This is a genomic window from Microbacterium pseudoresistens, from assembly GCF_013409745.1.
Lineage (GTDB): Bacteria > Actinomycetota > Actinomycetes > Actinomycetales > Microbacteriaceae > Microbacterium > Microbacterium pseudoresistens.
Window position 1 is genome coordinate 26,760 of the sequence record NZ_JACCBH010000001.1, and the last position, 19,612, is coordinate 46,371.

A 19,612-nucleotide genomic window follows, 5' to 3' on the forward strand; every position below is an offset into this window, starting at 1 on the left:
AGCGTCAGAGCCCCGCCAGCAGCGGAGCGAGGGCCGCGAACGCCCTCGTACGGTGCGAGAGGGCGTTCTTCTCGTCGGCGGAGAACTCGCCCGCGGTCCTTGTGGCGGCCTCGGGCTGATCATCGGGAATGAAGACGGGGTCGTAGCCGAAACCGCCCTCGCCCGCCGGAGCGTGGGCGAGGCGGCCGGGCCAGACGCCCTCGACGACGTGCTCGATGGGCGAGGAGCCGTCAACAGCGGGAACGACGAGGGCGATCGTGGAGACGAACTGCGCCGTACGACGCGGATCCGGGATGTCGCGGAGCTGATCCAGCAGCAGCTCGCGATTGGCCACAGCATCCTTGCGCTGACCGGCCCAGTACGCCGAGAACGCACCCGGTACTCCGCCGAGCGCGTCGACGCAGATGCCGGAGTCGTCGGCGAGCGCCGGAAGACCGGTGTGCGCGACGGCGGCGCGCGCCTTGATGAGCGCGTTCTCCCGGAAGGTGATGCCGTCTTCCACCGGCTCGGGGCCGTCGTAGCCGATCACCTCGACGTCTGGTCGGGTCGCGGCGACGATCGCGGCGAACTCCTCGATCTTGTGCGCGTTGTGCGTGGCGAGCACGACCCGGATGCCCACGGCTCAGGCCTCGAGCGCGGCGATCTGGTGCTCTCGGAGCTCGGCGCATCCCTTCACACCGAGCTCGAGGAGGGCATCCAGCTCGCGCTTGTCGAAGGGTGCACCCTCGGCGGTGCCCTGCACCTCGACGAAGAGCCCGCGCCCGGTGACGACGATGTTCATGTCGGTCTCGGCGCGCACATCCTCGACGTACGGCAGGTCCAGCATCGGCACGCCGTCGATGATCCCCACCGAGATCGCCGAGACGGAATCGATGAGCGGGGTGGAGTTCTTGCCGATGAACTTCTTCTCACGGCCCCATTCGATGGCGTCGGCGAGCGCCACGTAGGCGCCGGTGATGGCGGCCGTACGGGTGCCGCCGTCGGCCTGCAGCACGTCGCAGTCGATGACGATCGTGTTCTCGCCCAGCGCCTTCGTGTCGACGACGGCGCGCAGCGCGCGGCCGATGAGGCGGGAGATCTCGTGCGTGCGCCCGCCGATCCTGCCCTTGACGCTCTCGCGGTCGTTGCGGCTGTTGGTCGCGCGCGGCAGCATCGCGTACTCGGCCGTCACCCAGCCCTTGCCTTTGCCTGTGAGCCAGCGCGGCACCCCGTTGGTGAACGATGCGGTGCAGAGCACCTTGGTGCCGCCGAAGCTGATCAGCGCGGAACCCTCGGCCTGTGCACTCCAGCCGCGCTCGATCGTGACGGGGCGCAGCTGGTCGAAGGATCGGCCGTCGGCACGGACGATGGCGTTCTCTGCCATGAAGGTGACTCCTGTTCGGATCAGGTCTCGGGAAAGCGGTCGGATGCTCAGCGCAGGTCGGCGGGAAGGTCGACCGGCAGGTCGATGACGCCGGTCTGCACGAGTTGCACCTCGCGCACCTCGCTGCCCATGAGCCGGTTGGCCAGGGCCGTGAAGTCGTCGGCGGAGACGCCGGTGGCCTCGTACACGTAGCGCGGGACGGCGTCGGCGGAAGCGAGCAGATCACCGCGCACGAGGTGGCGGTACACGTCGCTGGCCGTCTCATCGTCGCTGGAGACCAGGCTGACACCCTCGCCCATGACGTAGCCGATCGCGCCGCGCAGAAACGGGTAGTGCGTGCAGCCGAGCACGAGCGTGTCGACGCCCGCGTCGCGCATCGGGGCGAGATAGCCCTCGGCGACGGCGAGCACCTCGGGGCTGTCGGTGATACCCGCCTCGACGAACTCCACGAAGCGCGGGCAGGCAGCGGCCGCGACGACGAGGTTCTCGTTGACCTCGAGCATGTCCTGGTAGGCGCGGGAGGCGATCGTGCCGGCCGTGCCGATCACGCCGATGCGGCCGTTGCGCGTGGTGGACATCGCCCGGCGCACGGCGGGGCCGATCACCTCGACGACGGGCACATCGTAACGCTCGCGCGCATCGCGGAGCATGGCGGCGGAGGCGGTGTTGCAGGCGATCACGAGCATCTTCACGCCTTGGTCGACGAGCGCGTCGAGCACCTCGAGCGCGTAGCGGCGCACATCGGCGATGGGCTTCGGCCCGTACGGGGAGTGCGCGGTGTCGCCGATGTACACGAGCGACTCGCGAGGCAGCTGCGCGCGGATGGCCCTGGCCACCGTGAGACCGCCGACACCGGAGTCGAAGATCCCGATCGGCGCGTCGTTCATGATCCCCCAGCCTAGCGCCGCCGGTCTGCCGGAACGACCGGAATGCGGGCCATACACTGTCGGGCATGACGGGTTCGACCGGGCTGATGACCGACCGCTACGAGCTGACGATGCTGGAGGCGGCGCTGCGAGACGGCACGGCCGCACGACCATCGGTATTCGAGCTGTTCTCACGGCGGCTGTCGGGTGGGAGGCGCTTCGGCGTCGTGGCGGGCACGGGACGCCTGCTCTCGCTGCTGCGCGACTTCCGCTTCGGAGACGACGAGCTGCGCTTCCTCCGCGATGAGAAGGTCGTCGACGCACAGACTCTGCGGTACCTGGCGGACTACCGGTTCACGGGCACCATCCGCGGGTACCGCGAGGGCGAGCTGTACTTCCCCGGTTCACCCGTGCTCACCGTCGAGGGCACGTTCGGCGACGCCGTGATCCTGGAGACCCTCGCCCTGAGCGTGCTCAACCACGACTCGGCAGTGGCGACGGCCGCGGCGCGCATGTCGATCGCCGCCGGAGACCGGCCCCTGGCCGAGATGGGCTCGCGGCGCGCCGGCGAGGATTCGGCCGTCGCGGCGGCGCGGGCGGCGTACCTGGCCGGCTTCGATGCGACGAGCAACCTGGAGGCGGGCCGGCGCTGGGGCATCCCGACGATGGGGACGGCCGCGCACTCGTGGACGCTGCTGCACGACAGCGAAGAAGATGCCTTCCGCGCGCAGGTCGATGCGCTCGGCGCGGAGACTACCCTCCTCATCGACACCTACGACATCCGTCGCGGAGTGGAGACGGCGATCCGCGTCGCCGGCACCGAGCTGGGCGGGGTGCGCATCGACTCCGGAGACCTGCCGATCGTCGCCGGCGAGGTGCGGGCGCAGCTGGACGAGCTCGGTGCCACCGGCACGAAGATCACCGTGACCAGCGACCTCGACGAGTACGCCATCGCGGCGCTGGCTGCCTCTCCCGTCGACTCGTACGGCGTGGGCACCTCCGTGGTCACCGGCTCGGGATATCCGACCGCCGGAATGGTCTACAAACTCGTCGCCCGCCGGAGTCCCGACGACGGTTGGGTCGCCGTGGCGAAGGTCTCCGAGAACAAGGCCTCCCGCGGCGGGCGCAAAGCCGCCTTCCGCACGGTGCACGACGGGACGGCGCAGGACGAGACCGTCGTCGTGTCCGACGGGTTCGAAGACGTCGCCGAACCCGTCGCGCATCCGGATGGTCGCCCGCTGCAGGTCGTGCTCGTCGATCGGGGCGAGATCGACACCGCTCATGAAGGCGCCGCCGGCACCGAGGCGGCGCGAGCGCATCACCTCCGCGTGCGCGAGGAGCTGCCGGTGCGCGCCCTGGCGCTCAGCAAGTCGGATCCGGCGATCCCGACGCTGTTCGTCGACGCAGGCTGAGGGACGAAGCGGACGGACGGCTCTTGGACCGTCAGCCCATCATGGACTCGTAGATCTCCTTGCACGTGGGGCAGACGGGGAACTTCTCGGGATCGCGCCCGGGCGTCCACTTCTTGCCGCACAGCGCCCGCACCGGCTTTCCGGTGAGCGCCGATTCGAGGATCTTCTCCTTCTTGACATAGTGCGAGAACCGCTCGTGGTCTCCCGGCTCCTGCAGCTCTTCTTCGAGAAGCTGCTCGAGCTCGCGGTCGAGGGTGGCCACGCCGCCCTGATCGGGGGCATCCGACGGAGTGCTCATAGCCGCGAGTCTAGCCGCGACCGACGGGCGTCGGGTCGTGGATCAGACAGTCTCGACGAACTCCATGAGGCGTTCGCCGCTGCGCTCGTACACCCGCGCGCCCACGAACGCCCCGACGGCGAGCACGACGACTCCGGTCACGATCCCTGTCCACAGCGGTGCCAGCACGGATCGATCCGGGTCTGCCAGCGCGCCCCAGGCGAGCACGATCGTCGGCACGCTCAGCACGATGGCCCCCACGAGCGTCCCCGCCTGGCCGAGGGCACCGCGCGAGACTCCGCGCTGCGGCTGCTGGAAGGGACTGTCGCCCGGGCGGGAGACGGCATAGGGCGAGATGACCGAGGCGATGCTCGACAGGCCCATACCGCACAGCAGCAGGCTCACCGAGAGCCCCACGAACACGGGCAGCAGACTCCAGCGCCCGATCACCGCCAGCGTGATCGGGATCGCGATCGCGAGCACGGGGATGGCGAACAGCAGCACGGGCACGAGGCGCCCCAGACGATCCGCCGCACCGCGCACGCCGCTGGCGACGTGCACCCACAGTGCGGTCGAGTCGTAGGCGACGTCGTTATGCGCCAGCCAGCCGAAGAACAGCGCCATCACCGGCACGGGAAGGGCTGCGGCGAGCGGAAGCGGGACTCCGGCGACGAGCAGCGGGATGACCGTGAGCACACCCGCGACCGGCACGATCGCGACGTTGACGAGGTAGCGACGGTCGCGCAGCCAGTACACCAGGCTGCGCGCGGCGACCGCACCGAACTCGTTGGCCGGCAGCAGCGCGAACCAGCCGAGGCCAGGGCGCTCGCGCACCGTCGTCGGGCGATCCGTGCTGTGCAGCGCACGCCGCACGAGCAGCACCCACCCGGCCAGCACGATGGCTGCGGTGACCACCGCGACCAGTCCGCTCACCCAGGCGCCGGCGGTGTCGCCGGCCGCAGCCAGCAGCGGAAACGCCGTGGCGGCGCCGAGCGGAGTGAACCCGAGCACGGTCGCGGCCAGGCGCAGCGGGCCGGGCACGTCGCCGTCCCAGCGCAACGATGCCGTGAAGACGCCGACGGGGACGGCGACGACGATGACGGCGAGGGCGAACAACGACGTGAGCTCGCGCGAGCGCCGTTCGGGCAGCAGCAGAGCGCTGAGCATCATGCCGACGCGCGCGGCGAACACGGCGATGAGCAGCGAGAGCACCGCGCCGAGCACCGCGAGCGGCCACGGCGCTCCGAGGGATATGGCCGTGGCGGCCGTGGCGACGTCGAGCACGATGAGGGCGAGCGAGGGCACGCTGACGAAGGCGGCGAGCCCCAGGGTGAGCGGCATCGTGCGCTCGTCGACGCCGAAGACGCCGAAGCGGCGAGGGTCGAGCTGATCGGTCGTGCCGGAGAGCACCGGGGCGAGGAAGAAGCCGAGCACCACGGCGGATCCGCCGAGCACGATCACCGTCGTCGCCGCAGCGTGCGTCGCATCGGCGAGGCTGCGTACGGCGAGCACCGCGATGATCGTCGCCACGACGGTGGCGGCCAGGGCGAGCGCGACCCGCACGACGCGCTCGCGATCGCCGCGCAGCGCCCCGAGCAGGAGCATCGACCTCAGTCGGAGAACGCGTGCAACCACTCGAGCCCCTCCACCTCGGCGATGCCGCCGGACAGCTCCACGAAGCGCTGCTCGAGCGTCTGTCCCGCGCGCACCTGATCGATGGTCCCCTCGGCGAGAACCTCTCCCCCGACGATGATCGCGATGCGGGCGCACACGCGCTCCACCAGATCCATCCCGTGACTGGAGAGGATGACTGTGCCGCCGTGATCCACATAGGCGTGCAGGATGTCGAGGATCACACCCGACGAGACGGGGTCGACGGCCTCGAACGGCTCGTCGAGCACGAGCACCCGCGGCGAATGGATCATGGCACCCGCGAGCATGATCTTCTTCGTCATTCCTGCGGAATAGTCGGAGACCACCCGGCCCAGCGCGGACGTGAGGTCGAAGGCGCGGGCGAGGTCGACGGTCCGCGTCTCGACGACCTCGGCCGGCAGTCCGCGCAGCAGACCGTAGTAGTGCAGCAGCTGGCGGCCGGTGAGTCGATCGAACGTACGCAGCCGGTCGGGCAGTACTCCCATGAGCTTCTTGGCACCGCGGGGGTCGGCGGACTGATCCACGCCGCAGATGCTGACCGAGCCCGAGTCGCTGCGCAGGAGCCCTGCGACGATGGAGAGGGTGGTCGTCTTGCCCGCCCCGTTCGGCCCGACGATGCCGTAGAACGAGCCGGCGGGCACGGTGAGGTCGATGCCGTCGACGGCACGCGTGTCGCCGAAGACCTTCACGAGGTCGCGGATGACGAGCGCGTGCTCGGTGCCCTCCTCGGCCTCGGGCGGAGGCGCGATGAGATCGCCTCGGCGCACCACCGCCGTGGCCGGCTCCCGCAGCGCTTCTTCGGTCACAGCATCATCTTGATCCACCACGGCGGGTTCGGCCACGGCTTCTTCGGTTGCGGGTGCTTCGGCCCTGGCCGCGGCGAGCGTTGCCACGGGTTCCGCCTTCGTCGACTTCGCGGTGCTCGTCGTACGCTTCGTCGTCGTCGTCTTCGTCGTCGTGGACTTCGCTGCCGCCTTCTTCGCCGTCGTGGACGCCGCCGGCTTCGAGGCTGCCGTCTTCGACGCGGACGTCTTCGCGGTCGGCTTGTCCGCCGCGGGTTTGGCGGGCGTGGTCTTCGCCGCCGACGTCTTCACTGCCGATGCGGAGGTCTTCTTGGCGCCGGTCGCCGTGGACATCGCCGGCTTCGTCGTCGTCGCCTCCTTCGCAGAGGTCGTCTTCGCGGGAGTCGACTTGGCAGGGGTCTTCCTCGCGGGCGCCTTCTTCGCGGTCGTCGCACTCGACGACGCCTTCACCGCAGCGACCTTGGCCGCCGTGACCTTGGCAGCCTCGGCCCGCTCCGCCGCCTTCGCCTTCTCCGCCTTCTCCGCGGCGGCCTTGACGGCGGCGGTGCGCGCCGTACCCGCCTTCACCGTGGTCTTCTTCGCCGCCATCGTCCGCGACGCCGATTCCTCGGTCGCTGACTTGACCTTGGCGGTCTTTGCCGCCCTCGCCTTGGCGACAGCCGCGCGCTCGGCCGCCGTCGCCGTAGGCTTCTTCGCCGTGGACGAACGAGAGGCTCCGGCGCGGGAACCCGCGGCGCGGGATGCCGACGCGCGCTTCGTGGGAGCGCTCTTCTCCGACGTGTCGGGTGAGGGCTGGTCGGCGGATGTGGGATCAGGCGGCACGGCGGTCACCCCGCAACGGTATCAACCGTTGCCCGGCATCGGATGATCGACGGTGGATAATCACGCTGTGCGACGGTTGTTCGCATGCTCCTGTTCCTGAGAACGCCCCGTGCAGTCGATCACGAAACAGCAACGGGCATCATATTCTCCCGAGGTTCCCAGGAGTCATCGCTAGCATGATCGACGGCACGAAGGAGTGTCCTCCCGGTTAACCAACCGTGAAACACACGTGACAGGAGTAGTTCTGTGACTCTTCAGACCATCATTCTCGCTGCGGGCATGGGCTCGCGGCTCGGCCGCGCCCTGCCGAAGCCGCTGACCGAGTTGAGCGACGGCCGCTCGATCATGCAGCAGCAGCACGACAACATCCGCGCGGCGTTCGGCAGCGACGTCCGCATCACGAGCGTCGTCGGCTACCGCGCCGAGAGCATCGTCGAAGCCTTCCCTCGCGTCAACTACGTGCACAACGAGCGCTACGACGAGACCAACACGTCCAAGAGCCTGCTGCGTGGCCTCGCCGCGACGGGCAAGAGCGGCGTGCTCTGGATGAACGGCGATGTCGTGTTCGACCCGCGCGTGCTCGGCCGTGCGATCGAGTTCATCGATCGCGATCAGTCCTTCGTCACCGTCAACACCTCCAAGGTGAGCGACGAAGAGGTGAAGTACACCATCAGCGCCGAGGGCTTCATCAAGGAGCTGTCCAAGACCGTCGTCGGCGGCATCGGCGAGGCCGTGGGCATCAACTACATCTCGTCGAAGGACAAGGCCGCCTTCATGCGCCAGCTGCAGCGAGTCGACGACCAGGACTACTTCGAGCGCGGTCTCGAACTGGCGATCGCCGAGAACGGTCTGCTGCTCGAGCCGATGGACATCTCCGACCTGTACGCGGTCGAGGTGGACTTCGCCGAAGACCTGGAGCGTGCGAACCTCTTCGTCTGACCTGCACGCACAGCAGTCGTCAGGGCCGTCCCGTTCGGGGCGGCCCTGACGCGTTCGCGGTCTCCCGGCGTTCTCGCCACGGCGATGTCTAGGATCGTGACATGGCTCGGAAGGTGCACAAGATCCACTCCCTCCCGGACGACTCCCCGTGGGACACGGGGCTGCCTCCGGTGGGCGATCCGGAGCATCCGGTGATCGTGCGCGGAATCGACCGGGTGCTCGCCGTGCAGCGCCCGCTGGTGCTCGCGCACATTCGCAGCATCCGCCTGCGCCACCCCGACGCCACGCCCAGCGAGATCGTGCGCTACCTCGAACGCCGCTACCTCGCCGCAGTGACGACCGGCGGTGCGGCCGTCGGCGCGACCGCGGTGATCCCCGGGATCACGACCCCCGTCACCCTCGCGCTCTCGGGCGTCGAGACGGTCGGATTCGTCGAGTCGACGGCACTGTTCGCGCAGTCGGTCGCCGAGGTGCACGGCATCTCCGTGACGGATCCGGATCGCGCACGCGCCCTGGTGATGACGCTCATGCTCGGCAAGGAAGGCGTCGATCTCGTCTCCCAGCTCGCGGGCCAGGCGCGCGGCAAGAATGCCGGACGCCCCGCCTACTGGGGCGAGCTCGTCACCAAGACACTCCCCCGCGCATCGGTCGGGCCGCTGGTCGATCGTCTCAAGACGATGTTCACCCGGCACCTCGCCGCAGCGGGCGGAGCGTCTTTCCTCGGCAAGGCCCTGCCGTTCGGGATCGGCGCCGCGATCGGGGGCGCAGGAAACCACATCCTCGGTCGACGCGTGCTGACCAGCTCGCGCCGGGCGTTCGGCATCGCGCCCACGACGCTGCCCGCCGAACTCGAGCCGCGCGAGAATGCCGAGCGGCTCGAATCGAAGCTCGCGCGCGGTGCGCAGTACGCCGGATCGGCCGTGGCCGGAGCCGGCGGCAGCGCCGTACGCGGTGTCACGTGGGTCGGGCGCAAAGCGGTGGATGCCGTACGGCGCGATCGCAAGGTCGCTCCGGAGACGCTCGACGGCCGCGCCGATGCGAGCAAGGGCGAGACCGAGGTGCTCGAGGATCGCGACTTCGAGGACCGCTGACGCTTCTCCTCCCCCGACGGGTCAGCAGCGAGGTTCTCCACAGCTCCGGCGTCGGAGACGCGAAGAGGCATGGTCGCGTCTGTCGTCGGCTCTAGCGTGCCTGCATGCTCGATGGATCAGACGCTCCCCCCACCGCCTCGCCGTATCCGCTCCCCTGGCTCGTCGACCGGAGAGATCGCTCGCACCCCGTGTTGACGAACGGCGCACGGCCGCTCGACTTCGTGCGGGTCTTCACGGGCGAAGGCGTCGGCCCCGCCCGCACGCGCCTGTGGGGTCGCGTGCGGGCGGGGGAACAGCTGGAGATCTGCCTGTGCGACGTCGATCGCGACGACGTCGTGCTCACCATCGCCTGGTTCCGCCCCGGCGACGGCCTCGAGTACGTCTGGCGCTTCGTCGTCTGAGTCGGTCGGACCGCTCAGCTCATGCCGGGATCGGCGTCGTCCTCGTTCTCGCGCTCGTCGTCGTCTTCGTCGTCTGCGTCGGCCTCGGCGGTATCGCGGAGGTGCCAGCGCTGCCACTCGGCCATGAGGCGTTCGATCGCGCCGTGGAATTTCGCCGTGGCCGCTCCCGGAGTGGTATCGCCGAAATAGTGCTGCACCCAGGTCTGCAGCCGCTGCACGGTCTGCTCGTCACTGCGCACCCGCTCGACCTCGGCGACGATATCGCCCGCATCCGCCGCATAGAGCCATTCGCAGGCAGACAGGTATCCGCCCGTGTCGATGGATGCCCGTTCGTCGGCCGGCCTGGTGATGAACAGCGGCTTGCCCACGGCGAGCCGGTCGTAGACCATCGCCGAGATGTCGACCACCGCCACGTCGGCGATGGCGAGCTGCCAGCCGAGTTCGGGCCCGTCGTCGAAGACGTGGTGCGCCGACGCATCCGCGGCGTTCGCCGCCGCGAGCGCGGCGATGATGCGCCGGTTCGCCTCGCCGTACTCCGGATCGACCGCGCCGCTGCGGGGATGTGGTCGGTAGATGATCCGGTGTTCTCCGGTCGCCAGCAGCGCCTGGACGAGCGTCTCTCCGTGTGTGCGCACGGATCCGTAGTGCGCCGCGGGCCGGTCGCCCTCCCACGTGGGCGCGTAGAGCACGACGGTGCGATCATCGGCCTCGAACGGCGCTGCCCCCGAGTAATGATCGGCCTGGGGTCTGCCGATCTCGATCGTGCGCGCCTCGAGGTCGTAGTCCCACAGCACGCGCGACAGGCGGTCGAGCGCGGCCCGACCCGCGATCAGGGCGTAGTCGTACGCCTTGTACTGGTTCGTGGTCATGTACATCTTGTCGGACTCGCCGTGGTTGATGAACACGTGCCAGCGCCGGCCGTACCGGAACATCTGGAAGTTGCGGGTGTTCTGGTTGACGTACAGCACGATGCGGATGTCCTGCGTGGCGATGTAGCGCTCGAGGTCGCGCACGGTCGGCACGAAGGCGACCGGCGGCGCGTCTTCGGCGATGAGCGCCTCCGCCCCCGTCGCCGACCGCGAGAGCACGACGACGGGCCACCGCTTGGCCAGCTCCGCCAACGGCTTGTACCACTGCCGGATCTGATACATGTTCACCGCGCCGTCGGCGAAGTACACGGCGATCTGGAAATGATCGCTCGGATGCGGCGGAAGGGCAGCGAGCGTGCGACGCACGCGCTGCACCGCCGAGCGCGAGCGCAGCGCCCGACGAAGCAGCCGATAGGCCTTGCGCGCATCCGAGACGACACCCATGGCTCCAGGGTAGCGAGACGCCACCGGCATGAAATGATCGTCGGATGGATGAGAACGGCACCGCCGAGCCCCCCGGAGTGTCGTTCGTGATGCCGGTGCTCAACGAGCGCGCATACCTCGAACACGCGGTCGCCTCGGTGCTGGAACAGGACGTCTCGGGCCCCATGGAGCTTGTTCTCGCGCTCGGACCGTCCACCGACGGCACGACGGAGCTCGCCGAGTCGCTCGCCGCCGCGGAACCGCGCGTGCGCATCGTGCACAATCCGGCGGCCCATATCCCCGTCGGACTGAACGCCGCCATCCGTGCAAGTCGATATCCGATCGTGATCCGCGTCGATGCGCATTCGGAACTCTCGTCCGGATACGCGCATCGCGCGATCGACACGCTCGCCCGCACGGGCTCGGCGAACGTCGGCGGCGTGATGCGCGCCGACGGGCGCACCCCGTTCCAGAGCGCGGTCGCCCGCGCCTACAACTCCCCCGTCGGCCTGGGCGGCGGCGCGTACCACAGCGGTACGCACGAGGGCCCCGCGGAGTCCGCCTACCTCGGCGTGATGCGCCGGGCGGTGCTCGACGAGGTCGGCCTGTTCGACGAGAGCGTCCGCCGCGGCGAAGACTGGGAGCTGAACCTGCGCATCCGCCGCGCGGGGCACACCGTGTGGTTCGATCCGGCGCTTGCCGTGACCTACTGGCCGCGCGAGAGCTGGATCCGGCTGGCGCGGCAGTTCCGCGCCACCGGCGCCTGGCGCGGAGAACTGGTGCGCCGCTACCCGCGCGGCAACGGCATCCGCTACTTCGCCCCGCCCGCCCTCGTGCTCGTCGTCGCCCTCGCCATCGTGATCGCCGTGCTGCAGCTCACGGGGGTGCTGCACGGCATCGCCGGGCTCATCGCCTCGCTGATCTATCTGCCCCTGCTCGTCTACATCGTGCTCGTCGTGGCGATGGCAGCGGCGCCGGGACGCCGCGGCGATCCGCCGCGAAGCCTGCGCGAACGCATCTGGACGCTGGCCGTGCTGCCCACGATGCACTTGTCGTGGGGCGTCGGCTTCGTCGCCGGCGTGCTGCGCGGTGCGCGCGACACCGTGGATGCGTCGCGCCTGGGCACACGAAACACCCCGCTGCCGTAGCCGGCCGCCACCGCGGCGCGCGCCGACTCAGGCATCGTTCAGGCGTCGACGAATCCCTGGTCGAGGATGCGCGAGACGACCCGTTCGGCCGCGTGCCCGTCGTCTCTGCCGTTGAACTGCTCGCGCCACTCGACGTAGCGCTGCGCGTACCGGCCCACGGCATCCGTGTCGGAGAGGGCTGCGAGCAGTTCGTCCTGCGTCCGTACGAGCGGGCCGGGGGCGCGCTCGGCGAGGTCGAAGTAGAAGCCGCGCAGCTCGCCGCGGTAGTGCTCGAGGTCGGGCACGAGGAAGTACATCGGCTTGCCGGTGACGCTGAAGTCGAACATCACCGAGGAGTAATCGGTGATGAGCGCGTCGGCCGCCAGCAGCAGCTCCCCGGTATCGGGGTAGCCGGTGACGTCGATCACCCGCGCGCCGGACTGGTCCTGGCCGGGCCTGAGCGTGCGCGAGTGCCCGCGTACGAGCACGACGGCGTCGGCACGGCGCGCCAGCTCTTCCGGATCGACGAAGTCGACGATCTCGGCGCGGTCGTCACGCCAGGTCGGCGCGTACAGAAGCACCGTTTCGTCGGCGCCGATCCCCAGCGCGCGGCGCACAGCCTCCGCATCCCCCGCGACCAGCACGTCGTTGCGCGGATAGCCGTCGACCCAGATCGGTCGCTGCAGGAACGCGTACGCCTTGCGCAGCACACGCGCGGCGTACGGGTTCTGCGCGAGCAGCGCATCCCATCGCCGCGCTTCGCGGAACACCGCCAGCGCGCGGCGCGGATTGAAGCCGGGCCGGTGCAGCGCGAGGCGCTTGAGCGGCGTGCCGTGCCAGGTCTGCAGCACCTGCTGGCCGTCTTTGCGCACGAACCGGCGGCGCAGCCAGTCGTTGACGACGAGCAGACGGGCTGCTCCCCGCGCCCGCCACCATTCGGGTGAATCCTCCACCACGGCGATCGCACCGTCGGGAACCGGCACCGACAGGTCGACGACGCTCCAATACCGGGTGATCCCGGGCGCGCGCGCCGCGAGCTCGCGATCGATCGCACCGGGGTTGCAGCCGGTGCTCTGCCCGTAGAAGCTCTCGAAGAACACGGCGTTCTCCGTGGCACCCGGCTGCGCCGCGTAGCGACCCTCGAGGGCCAGCCGTCCCTCGGGCGTCTCGTGCACGGGGTCGATGGGCGGCGAGATCCGCACGGCACCGCCCGACACCTCGGCTCTGAGCGTGGGCAGCAAGGTCGGTGCGAGCGCGAGCGACGACAGGTCCTCGCCGGCAACGCTCAGGGCGTACTCGCCCGAGGGCAGCGGAAGCTCCGCCCCGCCCCAGCGCGCCACCCGAAGAGGGAAGGTCGCCTTCCAGGTGCGTCCTCCGCCGGTGATCCGCGCGGAGACACCGGCACGCGGACCCAGGAGCGCACCGCCGGTCGGCCGCGCGCCGGTGCCGGAGACGACGAACGTCTCCTTCTCCTCGTCGATGAGGATGCTCGTCATGCTCTTCCCTTCGGTGCGGGTGCTCCCCGCCTGAGGATGGCGTCGTAGACACGGCGAGTGTTGCGCCCGTCCCGATGCGCATGCATCTGGGCGCTCAGGTTACCCGATCGGCGCGACCGCGCCGCGAACACCGCCGGATCGGCCAGCACGTCGCGCAGGTGCGCTGCGGCCGTCGTCCAGTCGCGGGCGAAGTCCGTACCCGCGACGTCTTCGTAGCGCCCGTAGAATCCACGCGTACGGGCGTACTCCTCGACGTCGGGGGCGAGCGGCACGACGGGCATCTCGAGCAGCCCCACGTCGTACAGCAGCGAGGAGTAGTCGGTGATGAGCACGTCGACCGCGGGCAGTACCGGTGTGATGTCCGTGAAGACGGATGCTCCGATCAGACGCACCCGCTCCGAGCCGCTCGGCGGACGGTACTCGCCCTCGCCGAGCGGGTGCGAGCGCACGAGGAGCACAGCGTTCTGCTCGTCGAGCACCGCCTCGATCCGCTCCCATTCCGCAGCCGACGGGATCGCCGGATCGGGGGCGCCGTCGCGCCAGGTGGGCGCGTAGAGCACAGCGCGGGCGCCCTCGGGCAACGGGCCGACCGCGACATCCCTGCGCTCGACCGCTTGGGCGCGACGCGTCGCGGGGTCACCCTGCGAGAGCACGTCGACGCGGGGCTCGCCCGTGACCAGAACCTGCTCGACGCCCAGCCCGAACGCCGATTCGAGCCGCCCTCGGGAACGGTCGGATGCGGCGGGAAGGAGGCGGATGGCGCTCTGCGCGCGCCGGTACAGAAAGCCCAGCAGTCGTTGCATCGGCGCGAAGCCGGCGAGGATCGGCGCCTGCACCGTCGCCGGAGAGTCCAGCCCGATGCGCTTGAGCGGGATGCCGTGCCACAGCTGCACGAGCAGCGCCCCCGATGAGGCGTAGCGGTTCACATCGCCCAGGCCGTGCGTGACGACGACGACGCCCGCGCGGGCCGTCGCCCACCAGCCGCGGATGCTGTCCTTCGGCACCGTGCGGATGTCGCCGAACGAGGCGCGCGCCTCGTCTGCCGATGCGGTGAGCCACAGCACGTCGTGGCCCTCGTCGCGAGCGAGCGCGTACAGGGCGAGCGCGCCGTCGCCGATCCCTGCGCCACATCCGAACACCCACCGCTCGCCGCGCGGGATGACGGCGTTCGCGACGCGGCCCGCGGCGTACAGCGGGGCCCGCAGCAGCTTGCCGGCGTTGCCCGCGCGGAAAGAGAAGGACGCCACCTCGCGAGCCTATCGCGGGGCGGCGTCCTTCTGGCTGACCGCGAGGTCAGTCCGCGACGATCCCTCGGGGACCGTCGGGCGTCACAGGACGAGCGACCCGAGCGTCGCCGTGACCGTCTGCGTCTTGCCGTTGCGCACGATCGTGATCTCCACGTCGCTGCCCGCCGCGGCGGCGCGCACCTGGGCGGTCAGGTCGATCGAGTCGGTGATCGGGGCGCCGTTGAACTCGGTGACGATGTCACCCGCCTGCAGGCCCGCCTTCTGCGCGGCTCCGCCGTCGCTGATCTCCTTGATCGCCGCGCCGACGACCGAGGCGTTCTCCAGCGCGCTCGCCGGCTGCACGGTCGCGCCGAGCAGGCCGTGCGTGGCCTCGCCGTTCTCGATGATCTCGCTCGAGACGCGCTTGGCGACATCGGACGGGATCGCGAAGCCGACGCCGATGCTGCCGGACTGCTCGGACGAGGAACTGCCCGCGCTGGCGATCGCGACATTGATGCCGATCAGCTCGCCCTTGCTGTTCACGAGGGCGCCACCGGAGTTGCCGGGGTTGATCGCCGCATCGGTCTGGATCACCGAGATCGAGATGCTCTCCTGCGACTGTGAGCCCTGCGAACGGCCGGGAAGGTCGAACTGGAACGGCTGCTGGTTCTCGTCCTGCGGCGGCTGCTCGCCGTCGCCCTGCGCGTTGCTCTCGTCCGGCAGCGCCGACGACTGGATCTGGATGCTGCGGTTCAGCGCACTGACGATGCCCGTGGTGACCGAATTGGACAGCCCCAGCGGGGCGCCCACGGCGACAGTGAGCGAGCCGACGTTGAGGTCGGACGAGTCGGCGAACTCGATCGGGGTGAGGTCGGAACCGTCTTCGACCTGGATGACGGCGAGGTCGTACACGGGGTCGATGCCGACGACGGTGGCGTTCATGAGCCGCCCGTCGGAGGTCGTGACGCGGATGGCGGGGTCGGCGACCTGTCCGTCGAGCGTGACGACGTGGGCGTTGGTGAGGATGTGACCCTTGTCGTCGAGCACGACGCCCGATCCGCTCCCCCCGGCGGATCCGCCGGAGACCTCGATCGTGACGACGGAGGGCACGGTCTTGGTGGCGATGGCGGTGGCCTCGGAGACCGACTCGGGGTTGTTCACGGTGACCGTCGAGGGGCCCGCCGCCGGGGTCGATGTGCTCTGCTGCGTCCACGACGAGCCGAGCACGGTACCGCCGACGCCGGCCGCACCTCCGACGAGGGCCGCGGCGACCATGATCGCGGTGACCTTGCCCGCACCCACGCGGGCCTTCTTCTCAGTGGGAGCCGCGGCGACGGTGTCGTGCGCGCCGGGCTGGGCGGCGGGGCCGAAGGCGGACGCTCCGGCGTACGCGTCGGTGCTCGGCGCTGCGTACGGCGCGGCCGGCGGCGTGAAAGCTGGGTCGGGCAGCGGCGTCGTCTCCGCCGTTGCCGAGGCATCCGGGGTCTCGCTGGTCGGGATCCGGGGGGTCGAGGCCTGGGGGGTCGAGGCCGGGGCGCTCGAGGAGAATGCCTCGGGGACGTCGTGACCGGCACCGGAATCGGGGCGGGGGGTCTGTTCGTTCATGTCTGCTCCTTCGAACCTTCCCCTACACACTCTCGCCCGTGTCTGTGCGTTCGCTATGGCGACGTTGGGATTCCACTATGCCGTTACCCTGGGCCGCATGGGATTCGTCAGCGGAGCGTGGCGCCGCACGGCCGCCGGCGCGGGTCTTCTCGGCGCCGACGGGGTCGTCATGCCGACGATCTTCGCGGAGATGTCGGCGCTGGCGGCGCGCACCGGAGCGATCAACCTCGGCCAGGGCTTTCCCGACGACGACCCGCCCCGCGTGATGGTCGACGCCGCCCGGGCCGCGATCGCGGACGGGCTCAACCAGTATCCGCCCGGACGCGGCGTGCCCGATCTCCTCGCGGCCATCGCCGAGCATCAGCGCCGCTTCCACGGGCTGGAGATCGATCCGGAGCGCGAGGTGATCGTCACCGCCGGGGCCACCGAGGCGATCGCCGCGACGTTGCTGGCGCTCGTGGACTCCCCCGACGACGAGGTCGTCGTCTTCGAGCCGTTCTACGACTCCTATGCGGCTGTGGTCGCCCTCGCCGGTGCCCAACTGCGCACGGTGCCGCTGCGGCGGCCTGATTTCCAACCCGATCCGGAGGAGCTCGCGGCGGCGGTCACCGACCGCACGCGGGTGATCCTCGTGAACGATCCGCACAACCCCACAGGCACCGTGTTCTCCGCCGAGGTGCGCGCCGAGATCGTGCGCCTCGCCGAGCGCCATGACGCCGTGATCCTCACCGATGAGGTGTACGAGCACCTGGTGTTCGACGGCGCGCACGTGCCGATCGCCACGATGCCCGGCGCCGCCGAGCGCACTCTCACGATCTCGTCAGCGGGCAAGACGTTCTCGGTGACCGGATGGAAGGTCGGCTGGATCCACGGTCCGGCCGAGCTCATCACCGCGGTGCTCACGGTCAAGCAGTTCCTCACCTACGTCAACGCCGGGCCGCTCCAGCCCGCGGTCGCCGCCGGGCTCCGGATCGAGGATGCGTTCTTCACCGATGCCTGCGAGCGCCTCGCCGCCAAGCACACGCAGCTGCGCGAGGGGCTGGAGGCGGCCGGATTCGCGGTGACGCCGCCACAGGGCGGCTACTTCACCGTCGCCGATGCGGCATCTCTCGGCGGTTCCGACGCCGACGCGTTCTGCCGCGCTCTTCCGGAACAGTGCGGGGTCGCGGCGATTCCGATCTCTGCGTTCGTCACCGCACCTCATCGCGCCGACTATGCGGGACTCGTGCGCTTCGCGGCATGCAAGAAGCCGGAGGTGATCGCCGAGGCGGCGATTCGACTGGCCGCTCTCCACAGCTGAGGGCACCCGGGACGCCCGCCGCTCGTCGTGGTCATACCGTGGAGGCGTGAGCATCCGTTTTCCCCATGGCCCCGTCGTGCCCGAGATCGGCATCGGCACCTGGTTCGTCGGTGATGACCCGCGCCGCCGCGACGACGAGATCGCCGCGATCCGGGCGGGACTCGACGCGGGTCTGCGCGTGGTCGACACGGCGGAGATGTACGGTTCGGGCCGCTCGGAGGAGCTCGTCGGCGAGGCGATCGCGGGGCGCCGAGATGACGTGTTCCTGGTGAGCAAGGTGCTGCCGTCGAACGCCGATGCCGCCGGTGTGCGCAGGGCCGTCGAGGCGAGCCTGGGACGACTCGGCACAGACCGGCTCGATCTGTACCTGCTGCACTGGCGCGGCGGCGTGCCGTTCGAGGAGACGGTCGCCGCGTTCGAGCGGCTCGTCGACGACGGATCGATCCTCGCGTGGGGCGTGAGCAATCTCGACCCCGACGAGATGGCCGAGCTTCCCGACGGCGCCGTCACCGATCAGGTGCTCTACAACCCGACGCGTCGCGGGCCGGAGGTCGATCTGCTCCCCTGGCTGCGTGAGCACGGCATTCCGACGATGGCGTACTCACCGCTGGAGCAGTCACGCGTGCTCGATGATGTCGTGCTGGCGGGTCTCGCATCGGATCTCGGGATCACGGTGGCTCAGCTCGTGCTCGCCTGGGTCGTCCGCGAGGGCGATGTGCTCGCGATCCCCAAGGCCGCATCGGTGGAGCATGCGCAGCAGAACGCCGCAGCGCGCGAGCTCCGCCTTCCCGACGACGTTCTTGCCGCGATCGATGCGCGCTTCCCCGCACCGACACGACCGGTGCCGCTGGAGATGCTCTAGAGTCGTCGTTTCGCGGAATGAGGGGTCAGCGAGGAGTCACCCGGTAGCGGCGCAGCCGCACCGCGGGGTTGACCTCGCGCGTGCGCGCGATCGCCGCGCGGTCCAACTCTGCGATCGCGATCCCCTCCGCCGTCCCGACCGCGGCGAGCGTCACCCCTTGCGGGTCGAGCACGGCGGAGTGCCCCACTCCGATGGGTGTCGGGTGATCGGCCGCGAGCACGTAGGCCGTGTTCTCGATCGCGCGCGCGGCGAGCAGGGTCTGCCAGTGGTGCTCCTTGAGCGGCCCGCGCACCCATTCGGACGGCACGACGATCACGTCGGCCCCCGCGTCGACGAGGGTGCGAGCGACCTCGGGAAAGCGCAGGTCGTAGCAGGTCAACATCCCGATCGTGAAGCCGTCGAGTTCGACCACCTGCGGCGCATCGAGGTCGCCGGCCTCGATCCAGGTCGATTCCGTCTGCCCGAACGCGTCGTACAGGTGCTGTTTGCGGTACACGGCGCGAACCCCGGAGGCGTCCACGGCGACGAGCGTGTTGCGCACACGGCGGCCGTCATCCGTGCCCTCCACGAACCCGGCGATGACGAGTACCTCGTGGGCGCCGGCCGAGCGTGTCAGCGCCTCCACGAACTCGCCGTCGAGACGCTCGGCGTTCTCCGCCAGCGACGCATCCATCGGGTCGACGAAGTAGCTGGAATACTCCGGGAGGACGACGAGCTTCGCTCCTCGCGCCGCGCCGGCGGCGATCAAGTCGGCCATGCGCGCGCGATTCGCCTCGCGGTCCGCGCTCGGAGCGAACTGACAGACGGAGACAGTGAGAGCCATGCCACCATCTTGGCGCATCGTCCGTCGCACCCGACGCCATGGCCGGGACAGAAGAGGGACCCGGATCCTTGCGGATCCGGGTCCCTCTGACTTGGTTGCGGGGGCAGGATTTGAACCTACGACCTCCGGGTTATGAGCCCGGCGAGCTACCGAACTGCTCCACCCCGCGTCACGAGTACAAGCCTAACACGGCGTGAAGAGGGCGGACGAATCGGGCGGCCATCCGGAGAATTCCAGGTGTGTCGATCGCGCCC

Annotated in this window: 19 protein-coding genes and 1 tRNA gene; 8 read left to right on the top strand and 12 right to left on the bottom strand. The window is 70.0% G+C overall.

From position 1 onward, the window contains the following. Window positions 1-4 precede the first annotated feature (4 nt). The 3 genes from rdgB to murI are packed head-to-tail and all read right to left on the bottom strand — an operon-like array spanning window position 5 to window position 2,250. Window positions 5-619, bottom strand: a complete 615-nt coding sequence (gene rdgB, locus BKA02_RS00150) for an RdgB/HAM1 family non-canonical purine NTP pyrophosphatase (RefSeq protein ID WP_179430149.1) — start codon at window positions 617-619, stop codon at window positions 5-7. Window positions 620-622: 3 nt separating this feature from the next. Beyond that, window positions 623-1,363 carry a ribonuclease PH gene (gene rph, locus BKA02_RS00155; protein ID WP_179430151.1) on the bottom strand — a complete coding sequence of 247 codons (741 nt, stop codon included), beginning with the start codon at window positions 1,361-1,363 and terminating at the stop codon, window positions 623-625. A 47-nt stretch (window positions 1,364-1,410) separates the two neighbouring features. Continuing rightward, window positions 1,411-2,250 (bottom strand): glutamate racemase, encoded by an 840-nt coding sequence (gene murI, locus BKA02_RS00160; RefSeq protein ID WP_179430153.1) that lies wholly within the window; start codon window positions 2,248-2,250, stop codon window positions 1,411-1,413. 65 nt (window positions 2,251-2,315) lie between these two features. Between murI and BKA02_RS00165 the strand changes: the two genes are divergently transcribed. Next, on the top strand, window positions 2,316-3,641 hold the full coding sequence (locus tag BKA02_RS00165) for a nicotinate phosphoribosyltransferase (RefSeq protein ID WP_179430155.1): 1,326 nt from the start codon (window positions 2,316-2,318) through the stop codon (window positions 3,639-3,641). Window positions 3,642-3,672: 31 nt separating this feature from the next. Here the strand turns inward: BKA02_RS00165 and BKA02_RS00170 are convergent, their stop codons facing one another. The 3 genes from BKA02_RS00170 to BKA02_RS00180 are packed head-to-tail and all read right to left on the bottom strand — an operon-like array spanning window position 3,673 to window position 6,464. Beyond that, window positions 3,673-3,939, bottom strand: coding sequence for a DUF3039 domain-containing protein (locus tag BKA02_RS00170; RefSeq protein WP_179430157.1), 267 nt, complete (start codon window positions 3,937-3,939; stop codon window positions 3,673-3,675). 42 nt (window positions 3,940-3,981) lie between these two features. Then, complete coding sequence (locus BKA02_RS00175) at window positions 3,982-5,523, bottom strand: hypothetical protein (RefSeq protein WP_218844376.1); 1,542 nt, start codon at window positions 5,521-5,523, stop codon at window positions 3,982-3,984. Window positions 5,524-5,528: 5 nt separating this feature from the next. Beyond that, a complete protein-coding gene (locus BKA02_RS00180; RefSeq protein WP_343045303.1) occupies window positions 5,529-6,464 on the bottom strand; it encodes an ABC transporter ATP-binding protein in 936 nt (311 codons plus the stop codon). Window positions 6,465-6,489: 25 nt separating this feature from the next. On the opposite strand from BKA02_RS00180, the gene BKA02_RS00185 reads away from it, so the two are divergent. The 4 genes from BKA02_RS00185 to BKA02_RS00200 all read left to right on the top strand — a co-directional run bounded on the left by BKA02_RS00185 (window position 6,490) and on the right by BKA02_RS00200 (window position 9,627). Then, a complete protein-coding gene (locus tag BKA02_RS00185; protein ID WP_179430161.1) occupies window positions 6,490-7,242 on the top strand; it encodes a hypothetical protein in 753 nt (250 codons plus the stop codon). A gap of 200 nt (window positions 7,243-7,442) precedes the next feature. Beyond that, window positions 7,443-8,135 carry an NTP transferase domain-containing protein gene (locus tag BKA02_RS00190; RefSeq protein WP_179430163.1) on the top strand — a complete coding sequence of 231 codons (693 nt, stop codon included), beginning with the start codon at window positions 7,443-7,445 and terminating at the stop codon, window positions 8,133-8,135. Window positions 8,136-8,236: 101 nt separating this feature from the next. Further along, the gene (locus BKA02_RS00195) at window positions 8,237-9,226 is read left to right on the top strand and encodes a hypothetical protein (protein ID WP_246285942.1); all 990 of its coding nucleotides are present in this window, start codon (window positions 8,237-8,239) and stop codon (window positions 9,224-9,226) included. Between the two features lie 104 nt (window positions 9,227-9,330). Beyond that, window positions 9,331-9,627, top strand: a complete 297-nt coding sequence (locus tag BKA02_RS00200; protein WP_179430165.1) for a hypothetical protein — start codon at window positions 9,331-9,333, stop codon at window positions 9,625-9,627. Window positions 9,628-9,641: 14 nt separating this feature from the next. Here BKA02_RS00200 and BKA02_RS00205 read toward each other — a convergent pair whose 3' ends face one another. Beyond that, a complete protein-coding gene (locus BKA02_RS00205) occupies window positions 9,642-10,940 on the bottom strand; it encodes a CDP-glycerol glycerophosphotransferase family protein (protein ID WP_179430167.1) in 1,299 nt (432 codons plus the stop codon). 44 nt (window positions 10,941-10,984) lie between these two features. On the opposite strand from BKA02_RS00205, the gene BKA02_RS00210 reads away from it, so the two are divergent. Beyond that, window positions 10,985-12,067 (top strand): glycosyltransferase family 2 protein, encoded by a 1,083-nt coding sequence (locus BKA02_RS00210; protein WP_179430169.1) that lies wholly within the window; start codon window positions 10,985-10,987, stop codon window positions 12,065-12,067. Window positions 12,068-12,105: 38 nt separating this feature from the next. Here BKA02_RS00210 and BKA02_RS00215 read toward each other — a convergent pair whose 3' ends face one another. The 3 genes from BKA02_RS00215 to BKA02_RS00225 all read right to left on the bottom strand — a co-directional run bounded on the left by BKA02_RS00215 (window position 12,106) and on the right by BKA02_RS00225 (window position 16,373). Further along, a complete protein-coding gene (locus BKA02_RS00215) occupies window positions 12,106-13,542 on the bottom strand; it encodes a CDP-glycerol glycerophosphotransferase family protein (RefSeq protein ID WP_179430171.1) in 1,437 nt (478 codons plus the stop codon). Continuing rightward, a complete protein-coding gene (locus BKA02_RS00220; RefSeq protein WP_179430173.1) occupies window positions 13,539-14,789 on the bottom strand; it encodes a CDP-glycerol glycerophosphotransferase family protein in 1,251 nt (416 codons plus the stop codon). The genes BKA02_RS00215 and BKA02_RS00220 overlap by 4 nt, the downstream gene beginning before the upstream one ends. An 81-nt stretch (window positions 14,790-14,870) precedes the next feature. Next, window positions 14,871-16,373: a S1C family serine protease gene (locus tag BKA02_RS00225; RefSeq protein WP_179430175.1), complete on the bottom strand. Its 1,503-nt coding sequence runs from the start codon at window positions 16,371-16,373 to the stop codon at window positions 14,871-14,873. A 97-nt stretch (window positions 16,374-16,470) separates the two neighbouring features. Between BKA02_RS00225 and BKA02_RS00230 the strand changes: the two genes are divergently transcribed. Both BKA02_RS00230 and BKA02_RS00235 read left to right on the top strand, forming a co-directional pair. Then, window positions 16,471-17,673, top strand: coding sequence for an aminotransferase class I/II-fold pyridoxal phosphate-dependent enzyme (locus BKA02_RS00230; protein ID WP_179430177.1), 1,203 nt, complete (start codon window positions 16,471-16,473; stop codon window positions 17,671-17,673). A gap of 46 nt (window positions 17,674-17,719) precedes the next feature. Further along, the gene (locus BKA02_RS00235; protein ID WP_179430179.1) at window positions 17,720-18,535 is read left to right on the top strand and encodes an aldo/keto reductase; all 816 of its coding nucleotides are present in this window, start codon (window positions 17,720-17,722) and stop codon (window positions 18,533-18,535) included. Window positions 18,536-18,560: 25 nt separating this feature from the next. Here the strand turns inward: BKA02_RS00235 and BKA02_RS00240 are convergent, their stop codons facing one another. Together BKA02_RS00240 and BKA02_RS00245 are read right to left on the bottom strand one after the other, a co-directional pair. Then, window positions 18,561-19,358 carry a carbon-nitrogen hydrolase family protein gene (locus BKA02_RS00240; RefSeq protein WP_179430181.1) on the bottom strand — a complete coding sequence of 266 codons (798 nt, stop codon included), beginning with the start codon at window positions 19,356-19,358 and terminating at the stop codon, window positions 18,561-18,563. A gap of 92 nt (window positions 19,359-19,450) precedes the next feature. Beyond that, a tRNA-Met gene (locus tag BKA02_RS00245) sits at window positions 19,451-19,527 on the bottom strand. Between the last annotated feature and the right edge of the window lie 85 nt (window positions 19,528-19,612).

Excerpts from the sequence above, each read along its gene's own strand:
- rph (WP_179430151.1), bottom strand. The coding sequence starts at position 1,363 with ATGGCAGAGAACGCCATCGTCCGTGCCGACGGCCGATCCTTCGACCAG.
- murI (WP_179430153.1), bottom strand. The coding sequence starts at position 2,250 with ATGAACGACGCGCCGATCGGGATCTTCGACTCCGGTGTCGGCGGTCTC.
- BKA02_RS00165 (WP_179430155.1), top strand. The coding sequence starts at position 2,316 with ATGACGGGTTCGACCGGGCTGATGACCGACCGCTACGAGCTGACGATG.
- BKA02_RS00170 (WP_179430157.1), bottom strand. The coding sequence starts at position 3,939 with ATGAGCACTCCGTCGGATGCCCCCGATCAGGGCGGCGTGGCCACCCTC.
- BKA02_RS00175 (WP_218844376.1), bottom strand. The coding sequence starts at position 5,523 with ATGCTCCTGCTCGGGGCGCTGCGCGGCGATCGCGAGCGCGTCGTGCGG.
- BKA02_RS00195 (WP_246285942.1), top strand. The coding sequence starts at position 8,237 with ATGGCTCGGAAGGTGCACAAGATCCACTCCCTCCCGGACGACTCCCCG.
- BKA02_RS00200 (WP_179430165.1), top strand. The coding sequence starts at position 9,331 with ATGCTCGATGGATCAGACGCTCCCCCCACCGCCTCGCCGTATCCGCTC.
- BKA02_RS00205 (WP_179430167.1), bottom strand. The coding sequence starts at position 10,940 with ATGGGTGTCGTCTCGGATGCGCGCAAGGCCTATCGGCTGCTTCGTCGG.
- BKA02_RS00210 (WP_179430169.1), top strand. The coding sequence starts at position 10,985 with ATGGATGAGAACGGCACCGCCGAGCCCCCCGGAGTGTCGTTCGTGATG.
- BKA02_RS00215 (WP_179430171.1), bottom strand. The coding sequence starts at position 13,542 with ATGACGAGCATCCTCATCGACGAGGAGAAGGAGACGTTCGTCGTCTCC.
- BKA02_RS00225 (WP_179430175.1), bottom strand. The coding sequence starts at position 16,373 with ATGAACGAACAGACCCCCCGCCCCGATTCCGGTGCCGGTCACGACGTC.
- BKA02_RS00230 (WP_179430177.1), top strand. The coding sequence starts at position 16,471 with ATGGGATTCGTCAGCGGAGCGTGGCGCCGCACGGCCGCCGGCGCGGGT.
- BKA02_RS00240 (WP_179430181.1), bottom strand. The coding sequence starts at position 19,358 with ATGGCTCTCACTGTCTCCGTCTGTCAGTTCGCTCCGAGCGCGGACCGC.